A 21,071-nucleotide genomic window follows, 5' to 3' on the forward strand; every position below is an offset into this window, starting at 1 on the left:
CCCCCTGGGCTGATATGAACTTAAAATTCCACGCCTTTTTGCGCCTTAACACCAGCGCGGAACGGGTGCTTGATCTGGCCCATTTCGGTGACCAGATCGGCAATCTCGATCAGTTCTTCCTTGGCATTACGCCCGGTCAAAACCACATGGGTCATTGGGGGCTTTTCTTCCACCAGGAATTCCAGCACCTCTTCCAGATCCAGATAATCATAGCGCAGGGCGATGTTGATCTCATCAAGCAGCACCATGGTATTGCGCTCGTCGCGAATCATCTCCTTGGCCTTTTCCCAGCCCTTCTTTGCCGCAGCAATGTCACGCGCCTTGTCTTGGGTTTCCCAGGTAAAGCCCTCACCCATGGCGTAAAACTGGCACAGATCGCTAAAATTCTCTTCGATCAATGTGCGCTCGCCGGTCTGCCAGGCGCCCTTGATGAACTGCACCACAGCCGAGGGCATCCCATGGGCAATACAGCGCATGATCATGCCGAATCCCGAGCTGGATTTGCCCTTGCCGGGGCCGGTGTGGACGATGATCAGCCCCTTTTCCCCATCCTTGGTTTTCATCATGCGATCACGCGCGGCCTTCTTCTTGGCCATCTTGGACGCGTGACGTGCCGCTTCCTCTTCTGAAATGCCGGTTTCGGACGTATCACTCACGGTGTTCACTCCTGCTGTTTGCCCAAGTCTTGACAAGGAAGGCCTCGATAGCGCAAGGGGTTTTCGTTGGTTCCTGCAAATTGCAGGCGAAGAGGGAATGTGACAGGCTGATACCTGGCTTTGGTATCGGCTTTCAAGCACAGCCGCCCCCGCGACCGTGACCGGAGAGGTCTCTGATGCCACTGGCCCGTGTGTTTTGCACATCGTCGGGAAGGCAAGAGCACCGCAGACAGGCCCTGGCCTGTTGGAATCCGCAAGCCGGGAGACCTGCCAACGGATGAGACAACGAGCGGACGGGGTGTGTCGCGACTGGTTGTGGGAGTGCACCCTCTGCCCTCTCTCCACTGGCCCAGCCCCCGGTCCCTCACACACAAAGGACGCGCGCGCTGATGGCAGAAGATATGGCACTCCCCGCCACTGAAGATACCGCAGAGGTTACTTTGACCATCTGCACCACCTGCAAACGCGACGGCGTCGACCCCGAGGCCACCCGCCCCGGCGCGCTGCTGATGGCCGCCCTGTCCGATGCCAGCCTGCCTGCAGGTGTCACGGTGCGCGGTGTTGAATGCCTGTCGGCCTGCAAACGCGGCTGCGCCATGGTATTGACTGGCGGAGAAGCCCGCTGGAGCTACATCTACGGCGATCTCGACCCTGACGCCCATGTGGACGACATCCTGGCGGGCGCCGCCGCCTATGCCTCTACGACAGATGGGCTGGTGCCATGGCGTGAGCGCCCCCAGGTGTTCCGCAAACAATCTATCGCCCGCATCCCTCCGATCACCCTGCCTTCCAAGGATTAAATCTCCATGAGCGACCTCAACAAGATCCCCGTCACCGTTATCACCGGCTTTTTGGGCGCGGGGAAAACCACCCTAATCCGCCACCTGATGCAGAACCCCCAGGGCAAACGTCTGGCGGTTCTGGTCAATGAATTTGGCACCGCCGGTGTCGATGGCGACATCCTGAAGTCCTGCGCCGATGAAAACTGCCCGGAAAACAACATCGTAGAACTTGCCAATGGCTGCATCTGCTGCACCGTGGCGGATGATTTCATCCCCACCATCGAGGCCCTGATGGCGCTGCCGGAACAGCCCGAGCATATCCTGATCGAAACCTCCGGTCTGGCTCTGCCCAAACCCCTGCTCAAGGCCTTTGACTGGCCCGCGATCCGCTCGCGGATCACCGTGGATGGTGTCATTGCCCTGGCCGATGCCGAGGCCGTGGCCGCCGGGCAATTTGCTCCCGACCTGGCCGCCGTTGCCGCCCAACGCGAGGCCGACGACAGCCTCGACCACGAAACACCACTCTCCGAGGTGTTTGAGGATCAGATCTCCTGCGCCGACATCGTCTTGCTGTCCAAAGCCGATCTGGCGGGCGAGGCCGGTCTGGAGGCCGCCCGCAAGGTCATCCAAGCCGAAGCACCCCGCCAGCTGCCGATCCTGCCCATGAGCGAAGGGGTGATTGATCCGCGTATCATTCTGGGCCTGAATGCCGCCGCCGAAGACGATCTGGAGGCTCGCCCCAGCCATCACGATGGCCACCACGATCACGAACACGACGATTTTGAGAGCATTGTTGTCGATATGGGCGAAGTCGCCGACCCAGAAGCGTTGCAAAATGCCATCGTGAAACTTGCCCGCACCCGCAATATACTGCGCGTCAAAGGCTATGTTGCGGTGGAGGGAAAACCGATGCGCATGTTGGTTCAGGCCGTGGGCGAGCGCCTGCGGGCCCAGTATGACCAGCCCTGGGGCGACGCGCCACGTCGCACCCAGCTGGTGGTGATTGCAGAACACGACAATATCGACGGCGCCGCGATTCGCGCCGAATTGGGGGCCTGATCCCCATGGCCCTGCGCTTCATCTGTCCGGCTCTGCTGCGGAAAGGATCGCGCCCCTCCCAGGGGGAGCGCGCTCACGCCCGCCTTGGGGCTGGATCAGATGTGCGCGCGAGCGCAATACAGGGCCTGAATGCAGGCCAATACTTTTCTCCATTTGCGCGAGGCAATAGCTGATGCATGTCGTCTTTCGCGAAAGCCACGGGTTGGATCAGACCGACACACCGCAGGATCTGGGGCAGACCCCTGCGGATCTGGTGGTGCTGTCCTTCTCTGACAGTGACCTTGGCGCTTTTGCGGCAGGCTGGCATCGCGCAAATGGAAACCTGCCCAGCCTACGGCTGGCCAATTTGGTTGCGCTGAAACATCCCCTGTCGGTGGATACCTATGCGGAACAAACGCTGGAAGGCACCAAGGGCATTCTGGTGCGCCTCATCGGTGGCGAAAGCTATTGGCCCTATGGTCTGGCCACTCTGCAGGATCTGGCCCGCCGCAAGGGCATCGCCCTCGCCCTGCTGCCAGCAGATGGTCGCGATGACCCCCGTCTCGACGAACTCTCCACCCTGCCGGTCTCAACCCTGCGTCGGTTGCAGGCGCTTTGTGATGCGGGCGGGGCTGTGGCGGCTCAGGCAGCGCTGGCCCAGCTTTCTTTGGCAGCGGGGCTTTATGCCGGACCGGTCCTGGGGCTCAAATCCACGCCTGAGTATGGGTTTTATGACCCCGAAAAAGGCGTCATTCCCATCCCCACCCGAACCGACAAACCTTTGGTTCTGGTCAGCTTTTACCGTTCCTATCTGACGGCGGCGGATACTGCTCCAGTGGATGCACTGATTGCCGAGCTGCGCGTCCGTGGTTATGCCGCCTATGGGGTCTTTGCCGCCAGCCTCAAATCTCCTGACACGGCAAACTGGCTGCGTGATGCGCTGCCCGCGTTGGACCCTGCCGCCATCATCAACGCCACCGCCTTTTCGGCCCAGGGCAGCGATGGCAGCGCCTCGCCGCTCAATACCAGTGGCTGCCCGGTGTTTCAGGTGGCGCTATCGACGGCCCGCAAAAAGGACTGGTCAGAGGCGGCCCGCGGGTTGTCGCCAGCCGATCTGGCCATGCATGTGGTGCTGCCCGAAGTAGACGGGCGCATCCTTGCCGGGGTGATCAGTTTCAAATCTCCCGGCAAGCAGGATCCAGCGCTGCAATACTCGCGGTTTGCCCATCGTCCCGTGCCCGATCGCGTTGCCGCTGTCATCGACCGGGTGGAGGGCTGGCTGCGCCTCGCGACCCTGCCCAATGAGCAAAAACGGCCCTGCCTGATCCTGTCGACCTACCCTGGCAAGGCGCATAACCTGGCCCATGCTGTGGGGCTGGACGCCCTGGCCTCCTGTAGCGAAATCACAACCGAGCTCGCCGCCCAGGGCTATGACATCAAGCCCCAGAAGGATCTTGGTCAACGGCTGGGGTCGCAAACCCTTAGCTATTCCCTGGCCGACTATGTGACGGCTCTGGAAACGCTCCCTGAAGCGCTGCGCCAGACCCTGACAGCCGCCTGGGGCGGGCCTGAGGACGACCCGGACTGTCGCGACGGCGCCTTTCATTTCAAGGCAATCCAGGCCGGCAAGGCGCTGATCGCGCTGCAGCCAGAACGGGGCGAGGTACAAGCCCGCGTCGAGGACTACCACGATCTGGAGCGCACCCCGCGCCATGCCTATGTCGCCTTCTATCTCTGGCTGCGCCAGCGCAGCGACGCCCTGGTCCATATCGGCGCCCATGGCACGCTGGAATGGCTGCCCGGCAAATCCGTGGCGCTGTCCGACAGCTGCTGGCCCGAGGCGCTGACAGGCGACCTGCCGGTGGCCTATCCCTTTATTGTCAACGATCCCGGCGAGGCGGCGCAGGCTAAGCGCCGCATTGGCGCCGTGACCCTTGGCCACTTGCCGCCGCCCCTGGCTCAGAGCAGCCTGCCCGAGGGCATGGCCCGGCTGGAACACCTGCTGGATGAGTATTCCACCGCTGATGGGTTGGACCCGGCCCGACGTGACCGGCTGCTAGAGGACATCCGCGCCGAGGCCCAGGGCACCGGCGTCGAAGCTGATCTGGGCCTCACCCCTGACTGTTCCGCCGCCGAGGCAATCACCAGACTTGATGCCTTTGTCTGCGACATCAAGGAAAGCCAGTATGGCGAGGGGCTGCATATCTTTGGCGCGGGTACCTGTGGCAGCGAAGAACGCGCCGGGCTTGTGGCGGCGCTGGCGGGCAGGATGGTCGCCCCCGGCCCCTCTGGCTCGCCGTTTCGCGGCCGCTCTGATGTGCTGCCCACCGGGCGCAACCTCTTTACCACCGACCCACGCTCGGTGCCGTCACGGGCGGCGCATGCGCAGGGGGTCAAGCTGGCGGAAGAGCTGCTGCGCCGCCACCTTCAGGACCATGGCGACTGGCCGCAGGGGCTGGTGATTGACCTCTGGGGCTCAGCCACCATGCGCACCGCCGGAGAAGAATTTGCCATGGCCCTGCATCTGGCTGGTCTGGCGCCGCAATGGGACAAAGATTCCGAGCGCGTTTCCGGCTTCGAAGTGCTGCCGCTTTCGATGCTGGGCCGGCCGCGTATCGACGTGACCCTGCGGGTCTCGGGCCTGTTCCGTGATGTCTTTCCAGGTCTGGCGCAGATGTTCGAAGCCGCCGCCGCCGCCCTGGCTGCGCGCGAAGAAAGCAAAACAGACAATCCCTACCTGTCGCAGTCCCCGCGAGTCTTTGGGCCCAAACCGGGTCAATACGGCCTTTCCATGGGGCCCCATATCGACAGCTACAGCGACTCATCGCGCGCCGCAGCGGGCGAGGCCTGGCTGAGCGCCTCCTCCCATGCCATCGACGCCAAGGGCGACATCTCCGAGGCCCGCTCGGCACTGGAAGAGCGCCTAAAAACCGCCGACAGCTTTGTGCATCTGCAGGATCTGCCAGAAACCGATCTTTTGGTGGCTTCGGACTATGCCGCCCATGAAGCTGGCTTTGCGGCGGCCATGGCGCGGCTGGGCTCGCCGGCTCCGGCGCTGTACCACATGGATGCAACCCGCCCCGACCGCCCTCAGGCGCGCTCATTGGGGGAAGAAATCGCCCGGGTGACCCGCTCCCGCGCCAGCAACCCGGATTGGGCCAGCTCCATGATGCGCCATGGCTTTCGCGGCGGCGCCGAAATTGCCGCCACATTGGATCACATGGCCGCCTTTGCCCATCTGGCCCAGGTGGTGCCCGCCCATCTGTTTGATCTCTACTTTGAGGCAACCCTGGGCCGCGAAGATCTGGTGGAATTCATGCAGGCGGAAAACCCGGCGGCGCTGCAGGCCATGCGCGATCGCTTTCGCGCCCTGGCCGAGGCAGGCCTCTGGGCCACCCGGCGCAACTCGATTATCGCCACGCTGGAGGGCGCCGCATGAGCCGTAGCAGCTCCTCTCCCGCTCCCAAAGTCTATGGCTGGTGCCCAGGTGCCCTGCGCCCGATGATGTCCGGCGACGGGTTGGTTGTGCGCATCCGCGCGCCTCTGGGCCGGTTGAGCCAAGAACAGGCAAGGGCGATTGCCGGTTTGTCGCAGCAACATGGCAACGGGCTGATAGACCTTTCGGCGCGGGCAAATCTGCAACTGCGCGGGATCTCAAACCAAAGTCATGCTGCCGTGATCGCGGGCCTTCAGGACATGGGTCTTCTGGATCAGGACGCGGCAACAGAAAGCCGCCGCAATATTCTGCTATCTCCCTTTTGGCAGCCCGGCGATGCCAATCACACAATTGCCCGCAGCCTGGAACGCGCCTTAAAAGCGGCAGAAGATCTGCTGCTGCCCGGCAAATTTGGCTTTGTGGTTGATGCCGGGCCAGAGCCCCAGCTGCAAAGCTGTGCCGCCGATATCCGGATCGAGCGCAGCGGCGACAAGCTCCTCCTTATCGCGGATGGAGCGCAGACAGGCTGCCCCGTGGAGGTCGAGACCGCAGCCGAAGCCGCCCTTGATCTGGCCCGCTGGTTTCTGGACCAAGGCGGCGCGTCGGTGGGACGTGGCAGGATGCAAGCCCTGATTGCGCGCCGCGCAGCACCCCCTTCACATTCCTCTCCGCGCAGCTCCAGCGCCCCCGATCCAAGCCCGGGCATGACCGCCTTCGGCCCGCTTGTGGCCCTAGAATTCGGCCAGATCACGGCAGAGGCCTTTGCCAGGCTGGCCGACCATGGTCCCCTGCGTTTGACCCCCTGGCGAATGATCCTGGTCGAAGGTGCCCCCGAGCTTGCCACCCTGCCCGGTGTGATCCTTGATGCAACGGATCCCCGCCTGCAGGTGCGTGTTTGCACCGGAGCGCCCGGTTGCCTGCAGGCGCTATCGCCAACCCGCGATCTGGCCCGCGATCTGGCGCCCTTTGTGCCAAAGGGGCAGGTCTTGCACATCTCCGGCTGCGCCAAGGGCTGTGCCCATCCCGGCCCGGCCCCCCTGGCGCTTACCGCCACGGCCACCGATACCTTCGATCTGATCCACCATGGCAAGGCCAGTGATCAGCCATCCATAAAAACCCTTAGTGCCAGCGCACTCCGTGCTGCGCCAAAAATTCTGACAGAGGGCAGCTAACATGCTCCACACCTATGAAACCAACGGCGCTTCAATCTACGCTGAAAGCTTTGCCACCATCCGCGCCGAGGCGGACCTCGCCCGGTTCAACAAGGATGAGGAAAGCGTTGCGGTGCGCATGATCCACGCCGCTGGCATGGTTGGTCTGGAAGACCACATCCGCTTCTCCCCCGGCATGGCTGAAACCGCCCGCGCCGCCCTCGCTGCCGGGGCACCGATCCTCTGCGATGCCCATATGGTCAGCGAAGGTATCACCCGTCCAAGGCTCGCCGCCAACAATGAGGTCATCTGCACCCTGCGCGACCCCAAGGTGCCTGGGATGGCCAAGGAGATGGGCAATACCCGCTCCGCCGCGGCGCTAGAGCTCTGGCGACCCAAGCTCGACGGTGCGGTTGTGGCCATCGGCAATGCCCCCACGGCGCTGTTTCACCTGCTGAACATGCTCAAAGACCCCGCCTGCCCGCGCCCCGCCGCCATCATCGGCTGCCCGGTTGGCTTTGTCGGCGCCGTGGAATCCAAAGAGGCCCTGATGCAGGACTTGCCGGTCCCCGCGATGATCGTCAAAGGTCGCCTGGGCGGCTCCGCCATTACCGTGGCGGCCGTCAACGCGCTGGCCAGTTGGAAAGAGTGACCATGACCAGCGAAACCGCGGGCAAAGTCATCTGTGCCGGCCTGGGGCCGGGCGATCCCGAATTGATGAGCGTCAAATCCTGGCGCGCCATTCAAGGCGCCCGCCATGTGGCCTACTTCCGCAAGGAAGGCCGCAAGGGTCAGGCCCGCAGCCTGGTGGAGGGTCTGTTGCCCGAGGGAGTCGTAGAACACGCAATGGAATACCCGGTCACCACCGAGATCCATTTTTCAGATCCCGAATACAACCGAATGATGGCTGCATTCTATGATAGCTGGGCCGATACTCTGGCCGAGATTGCCAAGACAGAGAATGTCGTGGTGCTCTGCGAAGGCGACCCGTTCTTTTATGGCTCCTACATGCATCTCTACACCCGGCTCAAGGGCCGCGCGGCGCAGGAAATCATTCCCGGCATCACCGGCATGTCCGGCTGCTGGACAGCCACCGGCCAGCCCATCACCTGGGGCGATGACGTCTTGACCGTGGCCATGGCCACCCTGTCCGAGGCGGAACTGACCCGCCGCATCCAGGAGACCGATGCGCTGGTGGTGATGAAGATTGGCCGCAACCTGCCAAAACTGCGCCGGGCGCTGCAGGCCGCAGGCAAAACACAAGAGGCCTGGCTGGTGGAACGGGGCACCATGCCCAGCCAGACGGTGCAGAAACTCTCTGAGATCGAGGGCGAGGTGCCATATTTTTCGATTGTTCTGGTGCATGGACAGGGGCGCCGACCATGACAGAAACAGCAACAACAGACCGGACAAAAACAGGCTGGGTGAAAATTGTCGGGCTGGGTCCTGGCGATGAAACCATGGTGACAACCCAGGTCCAGCAGGTGATCAGTGAGGCCACGGATATTGTCGGCTACATTCCCTATGTCAAACGCATCCCCGAACGCCCCGGCCTGACCCTGCACGCCACGGACAACCGGGTCGAGATTGAGCGTGCCACCCATGCGCTGGAGATGGCGGCAAGCGGCAAGCGCGTGGCGGTGGTCTCCTCGGGTGATCCCGGCGTCTTTGCCATGGCCTCTGCTGTGTTTGAGGCGCTGGAGGCGGCAAGTAAGCCCGCCTGGCTGGATCTGGACATTCAGGTCTTGCCCGGTATCACCGCAATGCTGGCAGCATCGGCCCGGATTGGCGCCCCTATGGGGCATGATTTTGCCGCCATCAACCTCAGCGACAATCTGAAGCCCTGGAGCCTGATTGAAAAACGCCTGCGTCTGGCGGGCGAGGCGGGCTTTGCCATGGGGTTTTACAATCCCCGTTCAAAATCGCGGCCCCATCAGTTTGCCCGTGCGCTGGAAATCCTGCGGGAGGCCTGTGGCGGTGAGACGCTGATTTCCTTTGCCCGCGATGTCTCCAAACCCGATGAAACCATCACCACCGTGAGCCTCAACGAGGCGACACCTGAGATGGCGGATATGCGCACCGTGGTGATTGTCGGAAACAAGGACACCCGCCGCGTCGGTGCCCATGTCTACACCCCGCGCTATGCGCCCGACGCGGGCTGAGCAGGGGTATGAAACAGCCAGTCCATCACTTCTGCCACATCCCCGTAGGTCATACGGGACGGCACCTGAGGTCTGTCGATCATGATGATCGGCAGGGCGAGGGCGCGCGCGGCGGCAAGTTTGGCCGAGGCGCCGCGACCGCCGGCATTTTTCGACACCACATGAGTGATGCCATAGTGCTGCATCAAGGCCAGATCCCCGGCCTCATCAAAGGGACCACGGGCAATCTCGACGCTGCAATTGGGCAGCGGCAGCTCCGCCTCGGGCGGGTCCACCAGACGCAACAGATAGTGATGCTGCGGCTTGGCGGCAAAGCCCGCCAGGTTCTGTTTGCCAATCGCCAGGAACACCCGCGCCGGCGTCTCCGGCAGCGCCTGCACCGCCGCGTCCATATCGCCAACATGGATCCAGTTATCCCCCGCCGCCGGGCGCCAGGGCGGACGCTCATAGGCACAGAGCGGCACTTTTGCTTCGGCGCAGGCCTGCACCACATTGCGGCTCATCTGGGCGGCAAAGGGATGGGTGGCATCCACCACATGACTGATCTCCTCCTCTCTGAGGTAGCGCAGCAGCCCGTCAACACCGCCAAAGCCACCCACCCGCAGGGGCAGGGGCTGCGCCACCGGGTTGGCAGTGCGGCCAGCGTAGGAAAACACCGCATCCATGCCCGCCTCAGCCAGGGCTTTGGCCAGTTTGCTGGCCTCTGTGGTGCCGCCCAACACAAGGGTCCGTGTCATGTCTGATCCTGTTATCACATCTGTTGCCCCGCCGTGGCTGACGGTGATTGGTCTTGGGGAGGATGGACTGGCAGGCCTCTCGGAGGCAAGCCAGAATGCACTGCAGGCGGCGGAGGTCATTTTTGGCGGACCACGTCATCTGGACTTGGTGAATGCCGGGACCAAAGCACGGCCCTGGCCGGTGCCTTTTTCCACTCAGCCCGTGTTGGAACTGCGCGGCAGCCCAGTGGTGGTGCTTGCCTCGGGCGATCCCTTCTGGCACGGCGCCGGCGGCTCTTTGATGAAGGATCTGGCAGCAGAGGAATGGGTTTCTTACCCGGTGCCCTCCTGCTTTGCCCTGGCGGCTAACCGCCTGGGCTGGAAACTGGAAGACACCCTCTGCCTTGGGCTGCATGCAGCGCCTTATGCCAAGCTCCTGCCGCTCTTGGGCCGGGGCACACGGGTGATCTGCACCCTGCGCGACGGCGTGGCCCCGGCTGAACTGGCCAGCTGGCTGGTTGAAAACGGGCAACCAGATGCAAAGCTGCATGTGATGGAACGGCTTGGCGGCCCCAAGGAACAACTGCAGCATGCCCTTGCTCAGGACTGGGATCTACCGCAAGGGGGGGCTCCGGTCCTTATGGCCATCGAGGCCATGCGGCCCGGGCTGCCGCAGGCTGCGGGGCTGGCGGATTCGCATTTCGTGAGCGATGGCCAGATCACCAAACGCCCCATCCGCGCCCTGACCCTGTCGGCGCTGGCACCCCGCAGAGGCGAGCTGCTGTGGGATATCGGCGGCGGCTCTGGCTCTGTCTCGGTTGAATGGTGTCTGGCAGCCCCCGGCGCCCGGGCCATCAGTTTTGAACCCCGCAGGGAGCGACTGGAAAATATCCGCGCCAATGCCGCGCGTTTTGGCCTGAGCCACCGTATGGCGGCAATGCAGGGTAAGGCCCCCGAGGTGCTGACGGGACATGCGCTGCCCGACTGCGTCTTTATCGGCGGCGGCGGTTCGCAAACCCTGCTCGATCAGCTTTGGCAGATCCTGCCGCCGGGCACCCGTCTGGTGGCCAATGGCGTCACCCTGGAGACCGAAACCCTGCTGATGCAGGCCCATGCACAATGGGGCGGCCATCTGCTGAAGGCAGAAATCGCCGAGGCCGGACCGTTGGGGTCGATGCGCGACTGGCAACGCGCCCGCCCGGTGATCCAGTGGAGTGTCACACGATGAAGGTGGCAGGGATAGGATTTCGCGCCAATGCGACGCTGGCAGATCTGCGCAGCGTGCTGGCGCTGACAGGGGCGCGCCCCGATGCCCTGGCCAGCCTGGCGGCAAAGGCGGCGCAACCGGCGCTGATTGATCTTGCAGCAGAGCTCGCGCTGCCGCTGATTGCCCTGCGCGAAGAGGACATCACCGGCGAACCCACCCTGACCTGTTCGCCCCGCATACAATCCCGATTTGGCACCGGCTCCGTTGCCGAGGCCTGCGCCCTGGTGGCAGCCCGCCAAGGCCCAGGCCCGGCCCGGTCCCGCCTGATCACCCCTAGACTTATCACCGCGGATGGGATGGCCACCGCGGCCCTTGCAGAAAGACTTGAGCCATGACCGTTCATTTCATTGGTGCCGGCCCCGGCGCCGCCGATCTTATCACTCTGCGCGGGCGCGACCTGATCGCCGCCTGCCCGGTCTGTCTCTATGCCGGCTCGCTGGTCCCCGAGGCGCTGTTGCAGCACTGCCCCAAGGACGCCAAGGTGATCAATACCGCAGCCCTGTCACTGGATGAGATCATCGCCCATATCAAAGAGGCCCACGCGGCGGGTCATGATATCGCCCGTCTGCATTCCGGCGATCTGTCGGTCTGGTCCGCCCTGGGCGAGCAACTGCGCCGCTTGCGCGCACTGGGCATTCCCTATGACATCACCCCCGGCGTGCCCGCCTTTGCGGCGGCGGCGGCGGCGCTGGGATCAGAGCTGACCCTGCCCGGTGTGGCGCAATCGCTGGTGCTGACTCGAACCTCTGGCAAGGCCTCGGCGATGCCCGAAGGCGAAACCCTGGAGAACTTTGCCCGCACCGGGGCAACCCTGGCCATTCACCTCTCGGTGCATGTGCTGGAGGATGTGATTGCCCGACTGACGCCCAGCTATGGCGCCGAGTGCCCGGTGGCCGTGGTCTGGCGCGCCACCTGGCCGGATCAAAAGGTGGTCAAGGCAACGCTTGGCACCCTAGAAGAAGCGACGGACGGGATGCGTGGGCGTACTGCGCTGATTCTGGTCGGACCAGCGCTTGGCAATGAAGATTTTGACGAAAGCTGCCTTTACGCGCAAGATTACGACCGCCGCTACCGGCCACAAAGCGCCGATAGCCAATGGGCCAACTGGAGCGAAGGTGATGACTGATTTCCCCAAAGGCCTGATGATCTCCGCGCCGGCCTCTGGCACCGGCAAGACCACGGTGATGCTGGGCCTGCTGCGCGCCCTGGCCGAAGATGGCCTGGCGGTACAGCCCTATAAGAGCGGCCCCGACTATATCGACCCGGCCTTTCACTTTGCTGCAGCCAAGCGCCCCAGTTTTAACCTGGATACCTGGGCAATGGACGCGAGGCTGCTGGATGCGGTTGCCGGTCAGGCGACAGGGGCTGAGATCTGCATTGGCGAAGGCTCAATGGGGCTGTTTGACGGGGTTGCCACCCGCGGGCAGAGCGGCTTTGGATCCTCGGCGGAAACCGCCAAACGCATGGGCTGGCCGGTGGTGCTGGTGATTGACGTGGGCGGTCAGGCGCAGTCGGCTGCCGCCACCGCTTTGGGGTTCAAATCCTATGACCCCGAGGTGCCCTTTGCCGGGGTGATCCTGAACCGAGTCGCCAGCCCCCGCCACGAACGCCTGACCCGGTTGGGGATGGAACGCGCCGGGGTCAAGGTCCTGGGCTCCCTGCCCCGTCGTGGTGATCTGGCCCTGCCCGAGCGCCATCTGGGCCTTATTCAGGCGGTGGAACACCCCGATCTTGAAGCCGCCATTGCAGGCTATGCCACATTCCTGCGTGACCATGTGGACCTGGACGCCATCAAAGCGGCCGCCATGGGCGCCGCCGCACCCGCACCTAGCACGCTGCCAAAGCCTCCGGCGCAGCGCATCGCCCTAGCCCGGGATGCGGCGTTTTCTTTTACTTACCCCCACCTTCTGACCGGCTGGCGTGCCGCTGGCGCAGAAATCCTGCCGTTTTCCCCCCTCGCGGATGAGGCCCCGGCCCCGGACGCCGATCTGGTCTGGCTGCCCGGCGGCTACCCGGAGCTGCACGGTGGCACCCTAGCCGCTGCCGAGACATTCCGCGCGGGCCTGCGCAAACACGCCGAGACCAAGCCGGTACATGGGGAATGTGGGGGCTATATGGCGCTCGGCGCTGCGCTGATCGACAAAGAGGGCAACCGCCACCAGATGGCCGGGCTGCTGGGGCTGGTCACGTCTTATGAGAAACGCAAATTCCATTTGGGCTATCGCCGCGCCGAGCTACAGGCGCCGATGCCGGGTTTTGCAACAGGCGCGGCCCTGCGCGGCCATGAGTTCCACTATTCCACCATTTTGGATGAACCCGACGCGCCGCTGGCCCATGTGATGGACGCCGACGGCAATCCGGTTCCCGAAACCGGATCCATCAAGGGCCATGTCACCGGGACCTTTTTCCATCTGATCACCGGAGAAGGCGCATGAGCGGCTTTGTCAGTTTTGTGTCCTCCGGCCCCGGCGACCCGGAGCTGCTGACCGTCAAGGCGGTCAAGAGACTGGAAACCGCTGATGCGGTGCTGTTTGACGATCTTTCCGCCGGGCCAATCCTGACCCATGCCAACCCAGAGGCCGATCTGGTGGGCGTGGGCAAACGCGCCGGACGGCCCTCGCCCAAGCAGGACCACGTCAGCCAGCTGCTGGTGGACTATGCCAAAAGCGGCCTCAAAGTGGTGCGGCTGAAATCCGGCGACAGCGGCGTCTTTGGTCGGCTGGAAGAAGAGATCGCGGCTCTGCGCGGCGCAAATATTCCGTTTGAGATCGTCCCCGGAGTCACCGCAGCCTCCGCCGCAGCGGCAGCGGCCAATATCCCACTGACCCGGCGGCTGACTGCGCGCCGCATGCAGTTCATCACCGGCCATGACGTCACTGGTGGGCTGCCGGATAGCCTTAACATGGCCGCCCTGGCCGACCCGGATGCCACCACGGTTGTCTATATGGGCAAACGCACCTTTGCCGCCCTGGCGGAAAAGCTGATTGAGGCCGGCCTGCCGCCTGAAACCCATGCCCTGGTGGCCCTGGGTGTGTCGACGCCCCAGCAAGAGCTCAGCTGCCACACCGTTGGCGAATTACCGCAGGTATTGCGACAGATGCAGACAACGGCGCCGGTGCTGATCCTTTATGGCCCGCTGGCGGATAGTGACCTGCCAGAGGTCACATCAGCTGAAACGCCCTAAGCCCGCCGAATCTCTGCACCGGGCTGCGCGCTGCAAATCAGGGTAAAGGCTGCAATTATGCCGCTTTTGGACCGTGACTGCCGCTGCTGCCCGATTGACAGAACGAGCTGAAACGTGAGACCTATAATCTATTGATGGTTCCAAAGACGCCCAAGGCTTCTGGATGAAAAGGGAATTCGGTGTGGTGTAGCCAAAAGGCGCCAAATCCGAAACTGCCCCCGCAACTGTGAGCGGTGAGCCACCGGGAAAAGCCACTGATCTGATTATCAGATTGGGAAGGCCCCGGCCCGGCCCAGACCCGCGAGTCAGGAGACCTGCCATCTCGTGCTGGCCAGTAGTGGCTGGCTTAACTGCGAACCGTACACATGTCGCCGGGGAGGCGACAGGGAGACAGAATTATGCATATCGAACCCGGCGTCGTCGACGCTGCAAAAATGACCCTCGCCTATGGCACAGCTGCCGGTGCAGTGGCCTATGCCGCCAAAGAAACCTTCAGCGATCTGCGCAGCAGTGGCATTGCATCCTACGCGGGCCGGTCGGCGATTGCCGCGCTGGGTGTCTTCCTGTTCTTTGAAGTGCTGCCCCATTTCCCGGTTGGCGTCTCTGAGGTGCACTTCATCCTTGGCTCGACCCTGTTCCTGATCCTGGGTGCGGCGCCTGCTGCCTTTGGTCTGGCCCTTGGCCTGCTGGTGCAAGGCGCGTTCTTTGCGCCCACCGATCTGCCGATGTATTTTGTCAACCTGACCACCCTGCTGGTGCCGCTGTTTGCACTGCACGCGTTGGCAAGCCGCATCATCCCGGCCGGAACCGCCTATGTGGATCTCAAATACAGCCAGGCCCTGGCCCTGTCTGTTGCCTATCAGGCTGGTGTTGTTGCCTGGGTTGCCTTCTGGGTCTTCTACGGCCAGGGCTTTGGTGCCGAAACCATGGCCTCGGTCCTGACCTTTGGTGGGGCCTATATGCTGGTGGTTCTGGTTGAGCCTCTGGCCGATCTGGCCATTCTCGCCACTGCCAAGGCCCTGCGCGGTCTCGAAGGCAGCGGCCTGGTAACGCCGCGCCTGTACAAAGCGGCCTGATCGGGCCTCGCGCCTGAGCAAGAGATCAGCAAACATCGACACGGCCCCCATCGGGCCGTGTTTCTTTTTGACAGGCCCGTTTTGGTGTCTTCGACAGGGCCTCTTCACATGAGCAGAAGTATGATCGAACTCTCCCTGATTGGCATCGGCACCGGCAACCCAACGCATCTGACCCTGCAGGCCGCCGAAGCCATCCGCGCCTGTGATCTGATCCTGATCCCCAACAAGGGCAAAGGCAAAGATGATCTGGCTGCCCTGCGCCAGGAGATCTGCGCCCAGGTCATTGCCGATGCCGCCTCTGGCCCTCGTATCGTCGAGTTCGACCTGCCTGTCCGCGATCCGGCAATCGCCGATTACACCGCGCGGGTTGACCATTGGCATGATGCCATCGCCCGCGTCTGGATTGAGACCATTCACGCCCAACTGCCTGCAACTGCGGCTGCGGCAAAGGTTGGCTTTCTGGTCTGGGGCGACCCTTCGCTTTATGATAGCACCATGCGCATTGCCGAGCGGCTCAAGGCCACGCAGGAGGTGAGCCTTACGGTTATTCCGGGGGTGACCTCCATTCAGGCCCTGACCGCTGCCCATGCAATTCCACTCAACGAGATTGGCGCGCCTTTTACCGTCACCACCGGGCGCCAGCTACGGGAAAACGGCTGGCCTGAGAGTGCTGATACCCTGGTGATCATGCTGGATGGGGAATGCTCGTTTCAGGCGGTCGACCCTACTGGGGTGAGTATCTGGTGGTCGGCCTATGCCGGCATGGAAAACCAGATCAGCCTGTCTGGTCCCTTGGCTGAGACCGCCGAGCAGATCATTCAAACCCGCGCCCAGGCCCGCGCCGATCACGGCTGGATCATGGACATCTATCTGCTGCGCAAATCCTGACACGCGCACTGTTCGGCCTGATGTTCCCCGGTTTGCTGCTCCCAAAAGGCTAGACCTGGGGCATGCGACGCCCCGCCAGCCAGAGCGAGGACAGCCCGGAGAGGACAATCACCCCCAAGCCCAAAAGCGCCAGCCCATCGGGCCAGGTGCCAAACACAAGCACCCCCAGAGCCGTTGCCGCCAAAAGCTGGCTGTAGATCAAGGGGGCCACTACATTGGCAGGGGTGGTGCGGTTGACCATCACCAACAGAAAATTTCCCGCCGCAGATCCCAACGCACTGATGAGGATCAGGCTCCCCCCTGTGATATCAATGCTTTGCGGCATCTCATCATAGCTAAAGGGCAACAGCACCACAGAGCCGATGATCAATTGGGAGATCAGCAGAAACTTTGGCCGATACCGCCCAGCCAGGCTGCGCGTCGCCACCAGGTAAGAGCCATGAAAACAGCCCGCCAACAGGGCAAACCCCATACCGATCTGCATCCCAAACCCAGGCTTCACCACCAAAAGCACACCGACAAAACTGACCAGCAACAGCGCCACCCGGCCCGGATCCGCCTTTTCTTTCAGCAACAGCGCCGAGAGCGCAAAGGCCACAATGGGCCCAACAAAGAAGCCGCCAAAGACATTGGCGATGGGTTCGGTCCGCAACGCGGTGAGGATGCACAGGATCCCCGTTGCAATCAGCACCGACCGCAGAATAATCCGCCAGTCCAGAAAGCCGCGCAGCTCAGCGCTGCGCAGACCGGCAAAGGGCAACAGCACCACCGCCGCCACGGTAAAGCGAGACCAGGCAACAAAGAAGGGGCTGGCGCCAGAGACCGTCAGCGCCTTGCCGGCGGTATCGCCAATCACGATCAGTGTCATGGCCAGGACCACGGTGCCAAGCATGCCCAAAGGGATATTGTGTTTCATCAGGTCACTCCGGTGCAGGCGGTCAGGTTCATCTGCATCAGCCCAGCCAATCTTTGCGCAGAATTGCATCGCGCAACGCAATCAGATCCTCGCGCAGTTGCTCCAGGCTGATCGGCCCGCCCAGGCAGACCCGCAGCGCCTCGCTGGGCTGGCCCACCACGGTAAAGGCATCGCTGGGCATGATGCCAATCTGCCGGTTTGCCATGCGCCCCATGACCTCGGCCCGGCTGGTGCCACGGGGCAGCTCCACCCACAGGTTAAAGGCCTCGGGCGCACTGGTCACAAAACACCCACATAGAATGCCCCGCGCCAACTCCTGCCGCTGGGCCGCTGCGCGCCGCACAAAAGCCTGGATCTGAGCGGCGGTGCCGTCTTCGATCCAGTGACCCAACAGGGCCAGGCTCAGCGGTGAGGCCATCACGTTGATACTGCGCAACGCCTGGGAAAACCCTCCCATCTCGGCCCGTTGTGGCCCGGTGGTATAGGCCAGCCGCAGGCCAGCGCCAAAACATTTGGAGATCCCGGCCACATGCCAGGCCAGATCCGGCAGGTGGCTGGCAATCGGCGGCGGCGCGTCTGCGGCGACAAACCGGTAGGCGTCATCCTCGATCAGCTGAATGTCGTGCTGGGTCAGCACCTCTGCAATCTCGCGGCGGCGGGTCTCGGACATGGTTTTGGTGGTCGGATTCTGCAGCGTTGGATTCAGATATAGCGCGGCAGGCCAATGCTCGGTGATGGCCCTCTCCAAAGCCTCGGGACGCAGCCCCTCCCGGTCGCTGGGCACCCCGACCAGCCGCAGGCCAAGACGGGCGGCAATGGAGCGAATACCGGGATAGGTCAAAGTCTCACACAGCAGGGTCTGCCCCGGCTCGCTCAGCAGGGTCAGGATCGCATATATACTAGCATGGGCGCCTGGTGTGATGGCAAAGCGGTCGGCGGCAAAATCCAGCCCGTTTGCCTGCATCCAGGTCCGGGCAATCTCCCGGTCTGCAGCGCTGCCGCGCACCGATTGATAGCGCAACAATGGCACCAGATTGGCCGCCACATGGCCCAGGCCACTGGCCATGCGGGCCACCAGGGCCGGATCATCCGGTTCCGGTGGCATGTTCATCATCGGATCTTCCTCCAGGATCCGGCGTGGATCCGGCGCCGCATTGGCCCCGTCAAGCAGCGCCTGCACGTCGGGTGTCCGGACAAATGTCCCACGGCCAACAAAGCTCTCAATATCTCCGCGTCGAACCGACTCTGCGTACCCTCTTGATACCGTGGAAAAATCTACCCCCAGATCCTGTGCAACCCCGCGCTGTGGTGGCAGCCGGTCGCCCGGCAACAGCAGGCCTGCATCAATATCTGCCCGAATCGCATCGGCAATCTCCAGATAGCGCGGCTTGTCCGAAACCGGCAGCGTCGGGCTCCAGTGCTTCAAAGGGTCTCTCCCCACAGCAGTCTTTCCTTTTTTTCCAGCTCCAAAAGGCCGGCCAACACGGGCGTTACGCAGCAATACCCCCAAGCTCCGCATAATTGCAACCAGATTGATCGCATGATTGATTGCAATCAATTTAGAAACACCATAGAGGATAGCGACGATAGGAATCAGACATGGTGATACCCGAGATGCCCCAGGACGACACCACAACACCAGCCGCCCCAGAGCAGGCTGATCCGTCCGCTCAGACAGAACACCGCCCCTGGAAACCAGCCGCGCTGCGCGGGCTGCGACTGCGCTGCCCCAACTGCGGCGAAGGCAAGTTGCTGAAGAGCTATCTCAAAGTAAAACACAGCTGCGACAACTGCGGTCAGGAGCTTTATCACAATCGCGCCGACGATGGCCCTGCCTACCTGACCATTTTGCTGGTCGGACACCTGCTCGGCTTTGCGCTGCACATCACCTACATACAGTTTCGCCCTGCCCCCTTGACCCTGGCTTTGATTATGTCTCTGGTGACCATATCCGCCTCACTTTTGCTGCTCCCGCGGATGAAGGGTCTTGTGGTTGCCTATCAATGGGCCAAACGCATGCATGGCTTCTAGGGTCAGGATGCATTGATTTCCGCTTCGCTGCGTGATTCACGGCTCTGAAACGGAGCGGTGACATGAGCGATCTTTACTGGTTGAGCGACACGCAGATGGCCAAGCTGGAACCCTTTTTCCCCAAGTCCCACGGCAAGCCCCGTGTGGACGACAGGCGGGTGCTGAGCGGCATTATATTCATTAACCGCAATGGCTTGCGGTGGCGCGATGCGCCCCGCAGAGTATGGGCCGCACAAAACCCTTTATAGCCGATGGAAGCGGTGGAGCGAAAAAGGCATTTTCGCCCGGATGCTTCTGGAGCTGGCCGATCAGGGCGGCGGGACTGACACGCTGATGATCGATGCGACGCATCTGAAGACGCACCGCACAGCCTCAAGCCTGGGGTTGAAAAAAGGGGGCGTGGTCGCCTGATCGGGCGCACCAAGGGCGGGATGAACTCGAAACTGCACGCGGTTACAGACGCGTCTGGCCGCCCGCTGCGAATGTTTCTGACGGCTGGCCAGCGGAGCGATTACATCGGTGCCCGGGCCCTACTGGACGGCCTTCCTGCCGCCGAACACATGCTAGCGGACCGTGGATACGATGCGGATTGGTATCGAGAAGCCCTTGCAGACAAGGGGATCACACCATGCATCCCGTCCCGAAAGAACCGCAAGGTGCAGATCCCCCATGACGAAGCCCGATACCGCAAGCGCCACAAAATCGAGAACAGCTTCGCCCGGCTCAGGGACTGGCGGCGGGTTGCAACACGCTACGACAGGTGCCCCAAGGTCTTCCTGTCGGCATGCGCATTGGCTGCCGTCGTCATGTTCTGGTTATAAATCCTGACCCTAAGAGGTGTAATATTACTATAAGAGGGAATCTGACTCCTTGAGCCTTACAATGTATTTATAATTATTATGGAGCTACATCAAAACACCTAAAAGATATGCAAAAACTGTGCCTTAATAGATCCAAAGCGGAGAAAAGGTTTATCAGAAGGTATTGTTTTCTTCGACTTTCTTGATACCAGCACCTGCCTTTTGTATTCGAATAGCGTAAATCAACAATTGAACAGACGGAAAATTACAAGAATAGGAAAAATAATTGCCTTGGCAGTGAAAGAAATCGAATGAATATAAGCAGCCCCTTCTTTGGTTGCTTCATAAGCACTTTGAGCCCCTCACGTTTTCACAAACGCTCGACGCGCTTGTCATTCACCTGCCAACCCGCGTCTCGCAACAAGGCAGCAACCCGGCGGTAGCCATATCGACCGTACTGGCGCGTCAGCTCGATCATGTCTGCAACCAGGCGGGCTTCATCGGCACGCCCCTGTGGCACTCGACGCTGTGTGGATCGGTGCTGGTCCAAGGCACGACATACACCACGCTCAGAAACCTTCACCTGACTGCGCACTTGATCAATGCAGGCACCTCGACGCGAGGGGCTCAGAAGTTTCCCGTTGCGGCCTCCTTCAAAATCAGTTTGTCCAATGTCGGGTCGGAAACCGCACGCCGAAGGCGCTCGTTCTCTTTCTGAAGGCGCTTCAGCTCCTTGAGTTGTTCTGTGCCCATTCCTCCGTACTTTTTCTTCCAGCGGGAATAGGTTTGTTCAGTCACACCGATCTGTCTGATCGCATCAACCCGGGGCATGCCTTGCCCCATCAGAACTTCAACTTGCCGCAACTTCGCGCCAATCTCTTCGGGCTTGGGTCTCTTAATGGCCATCTCTGGTCCTCCGCTTTCCTAATCATAGGGGCGGACCACTTCATTGGGGGAGGCTCAAACTC

19 protein-coding genes, 2 pseudogenes and 2 riboswitches are annotated in these 21,071 nt (G+C 62.2%); of the genes and pseudogenes, 16 read left to right on the forward strand and 5 right to left on the reverse strand.

Annotation, left to right across the window (positions count from 1 at the left end; all coding sequences use genetic code 11):
* Positions 1–20: 20 nt before the first annotated feature.
* Positions 21–656, reverse strand: coding sequence for a cob(I)yrinic acid a,c-diamide adenosyltransferase (cobO, locus tag JZI28_RS21310; RefSeq protein ID WP_375700159.1), 636 nt, complete (start codon positions 654–656; stop codon positions 21–23).
* A gap of 50 nt (positions 657–706) precedes the next feature.
* Positions 707–946: riboswitch (cobalamin riboswitch) on the forward strand.
* Positions 947–1,045: 99 nt separating this feature from the next.
* Between cobO and JZI28_RS21315 the strand changes: the two genes are divergently transcribed.
* The 7 genes from JZI28_RS21315 (at position 1,046) to cobJ (ending at position 9,225) form a co-directional block, all read left to right on the forward strand.
* Positions 1,046–1,456, forward strand: a complete 411-nt coding sequence (locus JZI28_RS21315) for a DUF1636 family protein (RefSeq protein WP_375700160.1) — start codon at positions 1,046–1,048, stop codon at positions 1,454–1,456.
* 6 nt (positions 1,457–1,462) lie between these two features.
* Positions 1,463–2,497 (forward strand): cobalamin biosynthesis protein CobW, encoded by a 1,035-nt coding sequence (cobW, locus tag JZI28_RS21320; protein WP_375700161.1) that lies wholly within the window; start codon positions 1,463–1,465, stop codon positions 2,495–2,497.
* Positions 2,498–2,669: 172 nt separating this feature from the next.
* A complete protein-coding gene (gene cobN, locus JZI28_RS21325; RefSeq protein WP_375700162.1) occupies positions 2,670–5,915 on the forward strand; it encodes a cobaltochelatase subunit CobN in 3,246 nt (1,081 codons plus the stop codon).
* The gene (gene cobG / locus JZI28_RS21330) at positions 5,912–7,084 is read left to right on the forward strand and encodes a precorrin-3B synthase (RefSeq protein WP_375700163.1); all 1,173 of its coding nucleotides are present in this window, start codon (positions 5,912–5,914) and stop codon (positions 7,082–7,084) included. The genes cobN and cobG overlap by 4 nt, the downstream gene beginning before the upstream one ends.
* Position 7,085: 1 nt before the next feature.
* On the forward strand, positions 7,086–7,715 hold the full coding sequence (locus JZI28_RS21335; RefSeq protein WP_375700164.1) for a precorrin-8X methylmutase: 630 nt from the start codon (positions 7,086–7,088) through the stop codon (positions 7,713–7,715).
* Between the two features lie 2 nt (positions 7,716–7,717).
* Complete coding sequence (locus tag JZI28_RS21340; RefSeq protein WP_375700165.1) at positions 7,718–8,449, forward strand: precorrin-2 C(20)-methyltransferase; 732 nt, start codon at positions 7,718–7,720, stop codon at positions 8,447–8,449.
* Positions 8,446–9,225: a precorrin-3B C(17)-methyltransferase gene (cobJ, locus tag JZI28_RS21345; RefSeq protein WP_375700166.1), complete on the forward strand. Its 780-nt coding sequence runs from the start codon at positions 8,446–8,448 to the stop codon at positions 9,223–9,225. The genes JZI28_RS21340 and cobJ overlap by 4 nt, the downstream gene beginning before the upstream one ends.
* On the opposite strand, the gene JZI28_RS21350 is transcribed toward cobJ, so the two are convergent.
* Complete coding sequence (locus tag JZI28_RS21350; RefSeq protein WP_375700167.1) at positions 9,204–9,962, reverse strand: cobalt-precorrin-6A reductase; 759 nt, start codon at positions 9,960–9,962, stop codon at positions 9,204–9,206. The two genes, cobJ and JZI28_RS21350, sit on opposite strands and share 22 nt — an antisense overlap.
* Here JZI28_RS21350 and cbiE point away from each other — a divergent pair.
* The 7 genes from cbiE (at position 9,961) to cobF (ending at position 16,356) form a co-directional block, all read left to right on the forward strand.
* Positions 9,961–11,169: a precorrin-6y C5,15-methyltransferase (decarboxylating) subunit CbiE gene (gene cbiE / locus JZI28_RS21355; protein WP_375700168.1), complete on the forward strand. Its 1,209-nt coding sequence runs from the start codon at positions 9,961–9,963 to the stop codon at positions 11,167–11,169. The genes JZI28_RS21350 and cbiE overlap by 2 nt on opposite strands.
* Complete coding sequence (locus JZI28_RS21360) at positions 11,166–11,543, forward strand: cobalamin biosynthesis protein (RefSeq protein WP_375700169.1); 378 nt, start codon at positions 11,166–11,168, stop codon at positions 11,541–11,543. Before cbiE ends, JZI28_RS21360 begins: the two co-directional genes overlap by 4 nt.
* A complete protein-coding gene (cobM, locus tag JZI28_RS21365; RefSeq protein ID WP_348158537.1) occupies positions 11,540–12,334 on the forward strand; it encodes a precorrin-4 C(11)-methyltransferase in 795 nt (264 codons plus the stop codon). The genes JZI28_RS21360 and cobM overlap by 4 nt, the downstream gene beginning before the upstream one ends.
* Entirely contained in the window at positions 12,327–13,643 is a 1,317-nt protein-coding gene (locus tag JZI28_RS21370; RefSeq protein ID WP_375700170.1) for a cobyrinate a,c-diamide synthase, read from the forward strand. Before cobM ends, JZI28_RS21370 begins: the two co-directional genes overlap by 8 nt.
* Positions 13,640–14,392: a uroporphyrinogen-III C-methyltransferase gene (cobA, locus tag JZI28_RS21375; RefSeq protein WP_375700171.1), complete on the forward strand. Its 753-nt coding sequence runs from the start codon at positions 13,640–13,642 to the stop codon at positions 14,390–14,392. Before JZI28_RS21370 ends, cobA begins: the two co-directional genes overlap by 4 nt.
* Before the next feature lie 118 nt (positions 14,393–14,510).
* Positions 14,511–14,729: riboswitch (cobalamin riboswitch) on the forward strand.
* A gap of 61 nt (positions 14,730–14,790) precedes the next feature.
* Positions 14,791–15,468, forward strand: a complete 678-nt coding sequence (locus tag JZI28_RS21380) for an energy-coupling factor ABC transporter permease (RefSeq protein ID WP_348158528.1) — start codon at positions 14,791–14,793, stop codon at positions 15,466–15,468.
* A gap of 120 nt (positions 15,469–15,588) precedes the next feature.
* On the forward strand, positions 15,589–16,356 hold the full coding sequence (cobF, locus tag JZI28_RS21385; RefSeq protein WP_375700263.1) for a precorrin-6A synthase (deacetylating): 768 nt from the start codon (positions 15,589–15,591) through the stop codon (positions 16,354–16,356).
* A 49-nt stretch (positions 16,357–16,405) separates the two neighbouring features.
* Here cobF and JZI28_RS21390 read toward each other — a convergent pair whose 3' ends face one another.
* Complete coding sequence (locus JZI28_RS21390; protein ID WP_375700172.1) at positions 16,406–17,272, reverse strand: DMT family transporter; 867 nt, start codon at positions 17,270–17,272, stop codon at positions 16,406–16,408.
* A 37-nt stretch (positions 17,273–17,309) separates the two neighbouring features.
* Positions 17,310–18,698, reverse strand: coding sequence for a PLP-dependent aminotransferase family protein (locus tag JZI28_RS21395; RefSeq protein WP_375700173.1), 1,389 nt, complete (start codon positions 18,696–18,698; stop codon positions 17,310–17,312).
* Between the two features lie 173 nt (positions 18,699–18,871).
* Between JZI28_RS21395 and JZI28_RS21400 the strand changes: the two genes are divergently transcribed.
* Together JZI28_RS21400 and JZI28_RS21405 are read left to right on the forward strand one after the other, a co-directional pair.
* Positions 18,872–19,303 (forward strand): DUF983 domain-containing protein, encoded by a 432-nt coding sequence (locus JZI28_RS21400; RefSeq protein ID WP_375700174.1) that lies wholly within the window; start codon positions 18,872–18,874, stop codon positions 19,301–19,303.
* Between the two features lie 62 nt (positions 19,304–19,365).
* Positions 19,366–20,124 (forward strand): annotated as a pseudogene (locus JZI28_RS21405) (IS5 family transposase).
* A gap of 352 nt (positions 20,125–20,476) precedes the next feature.
* Here the strand turns inward: JZI28_RS21405 and JZI28_RS21410 are convergent.
* Positions 20,477–21,009 (reverse strand): annotated as a pseudogene (locus JZI28_RS21410) (transposase); the annotation flags it as partial.
* Positions 21,010–21,071: the final 62 nt, after the last annotated feature.

Source organism: Pseudophaeobacter sp. TrK17 (assembly GCF_042192375.1).
In the GTDB taxonomy this organism is placed as follows: Bacteria; Pseudomonadota; Alphaproteobacteria; order Rhodobacterales; family Rhodobacteraceae; genus Pseudophaeobacter.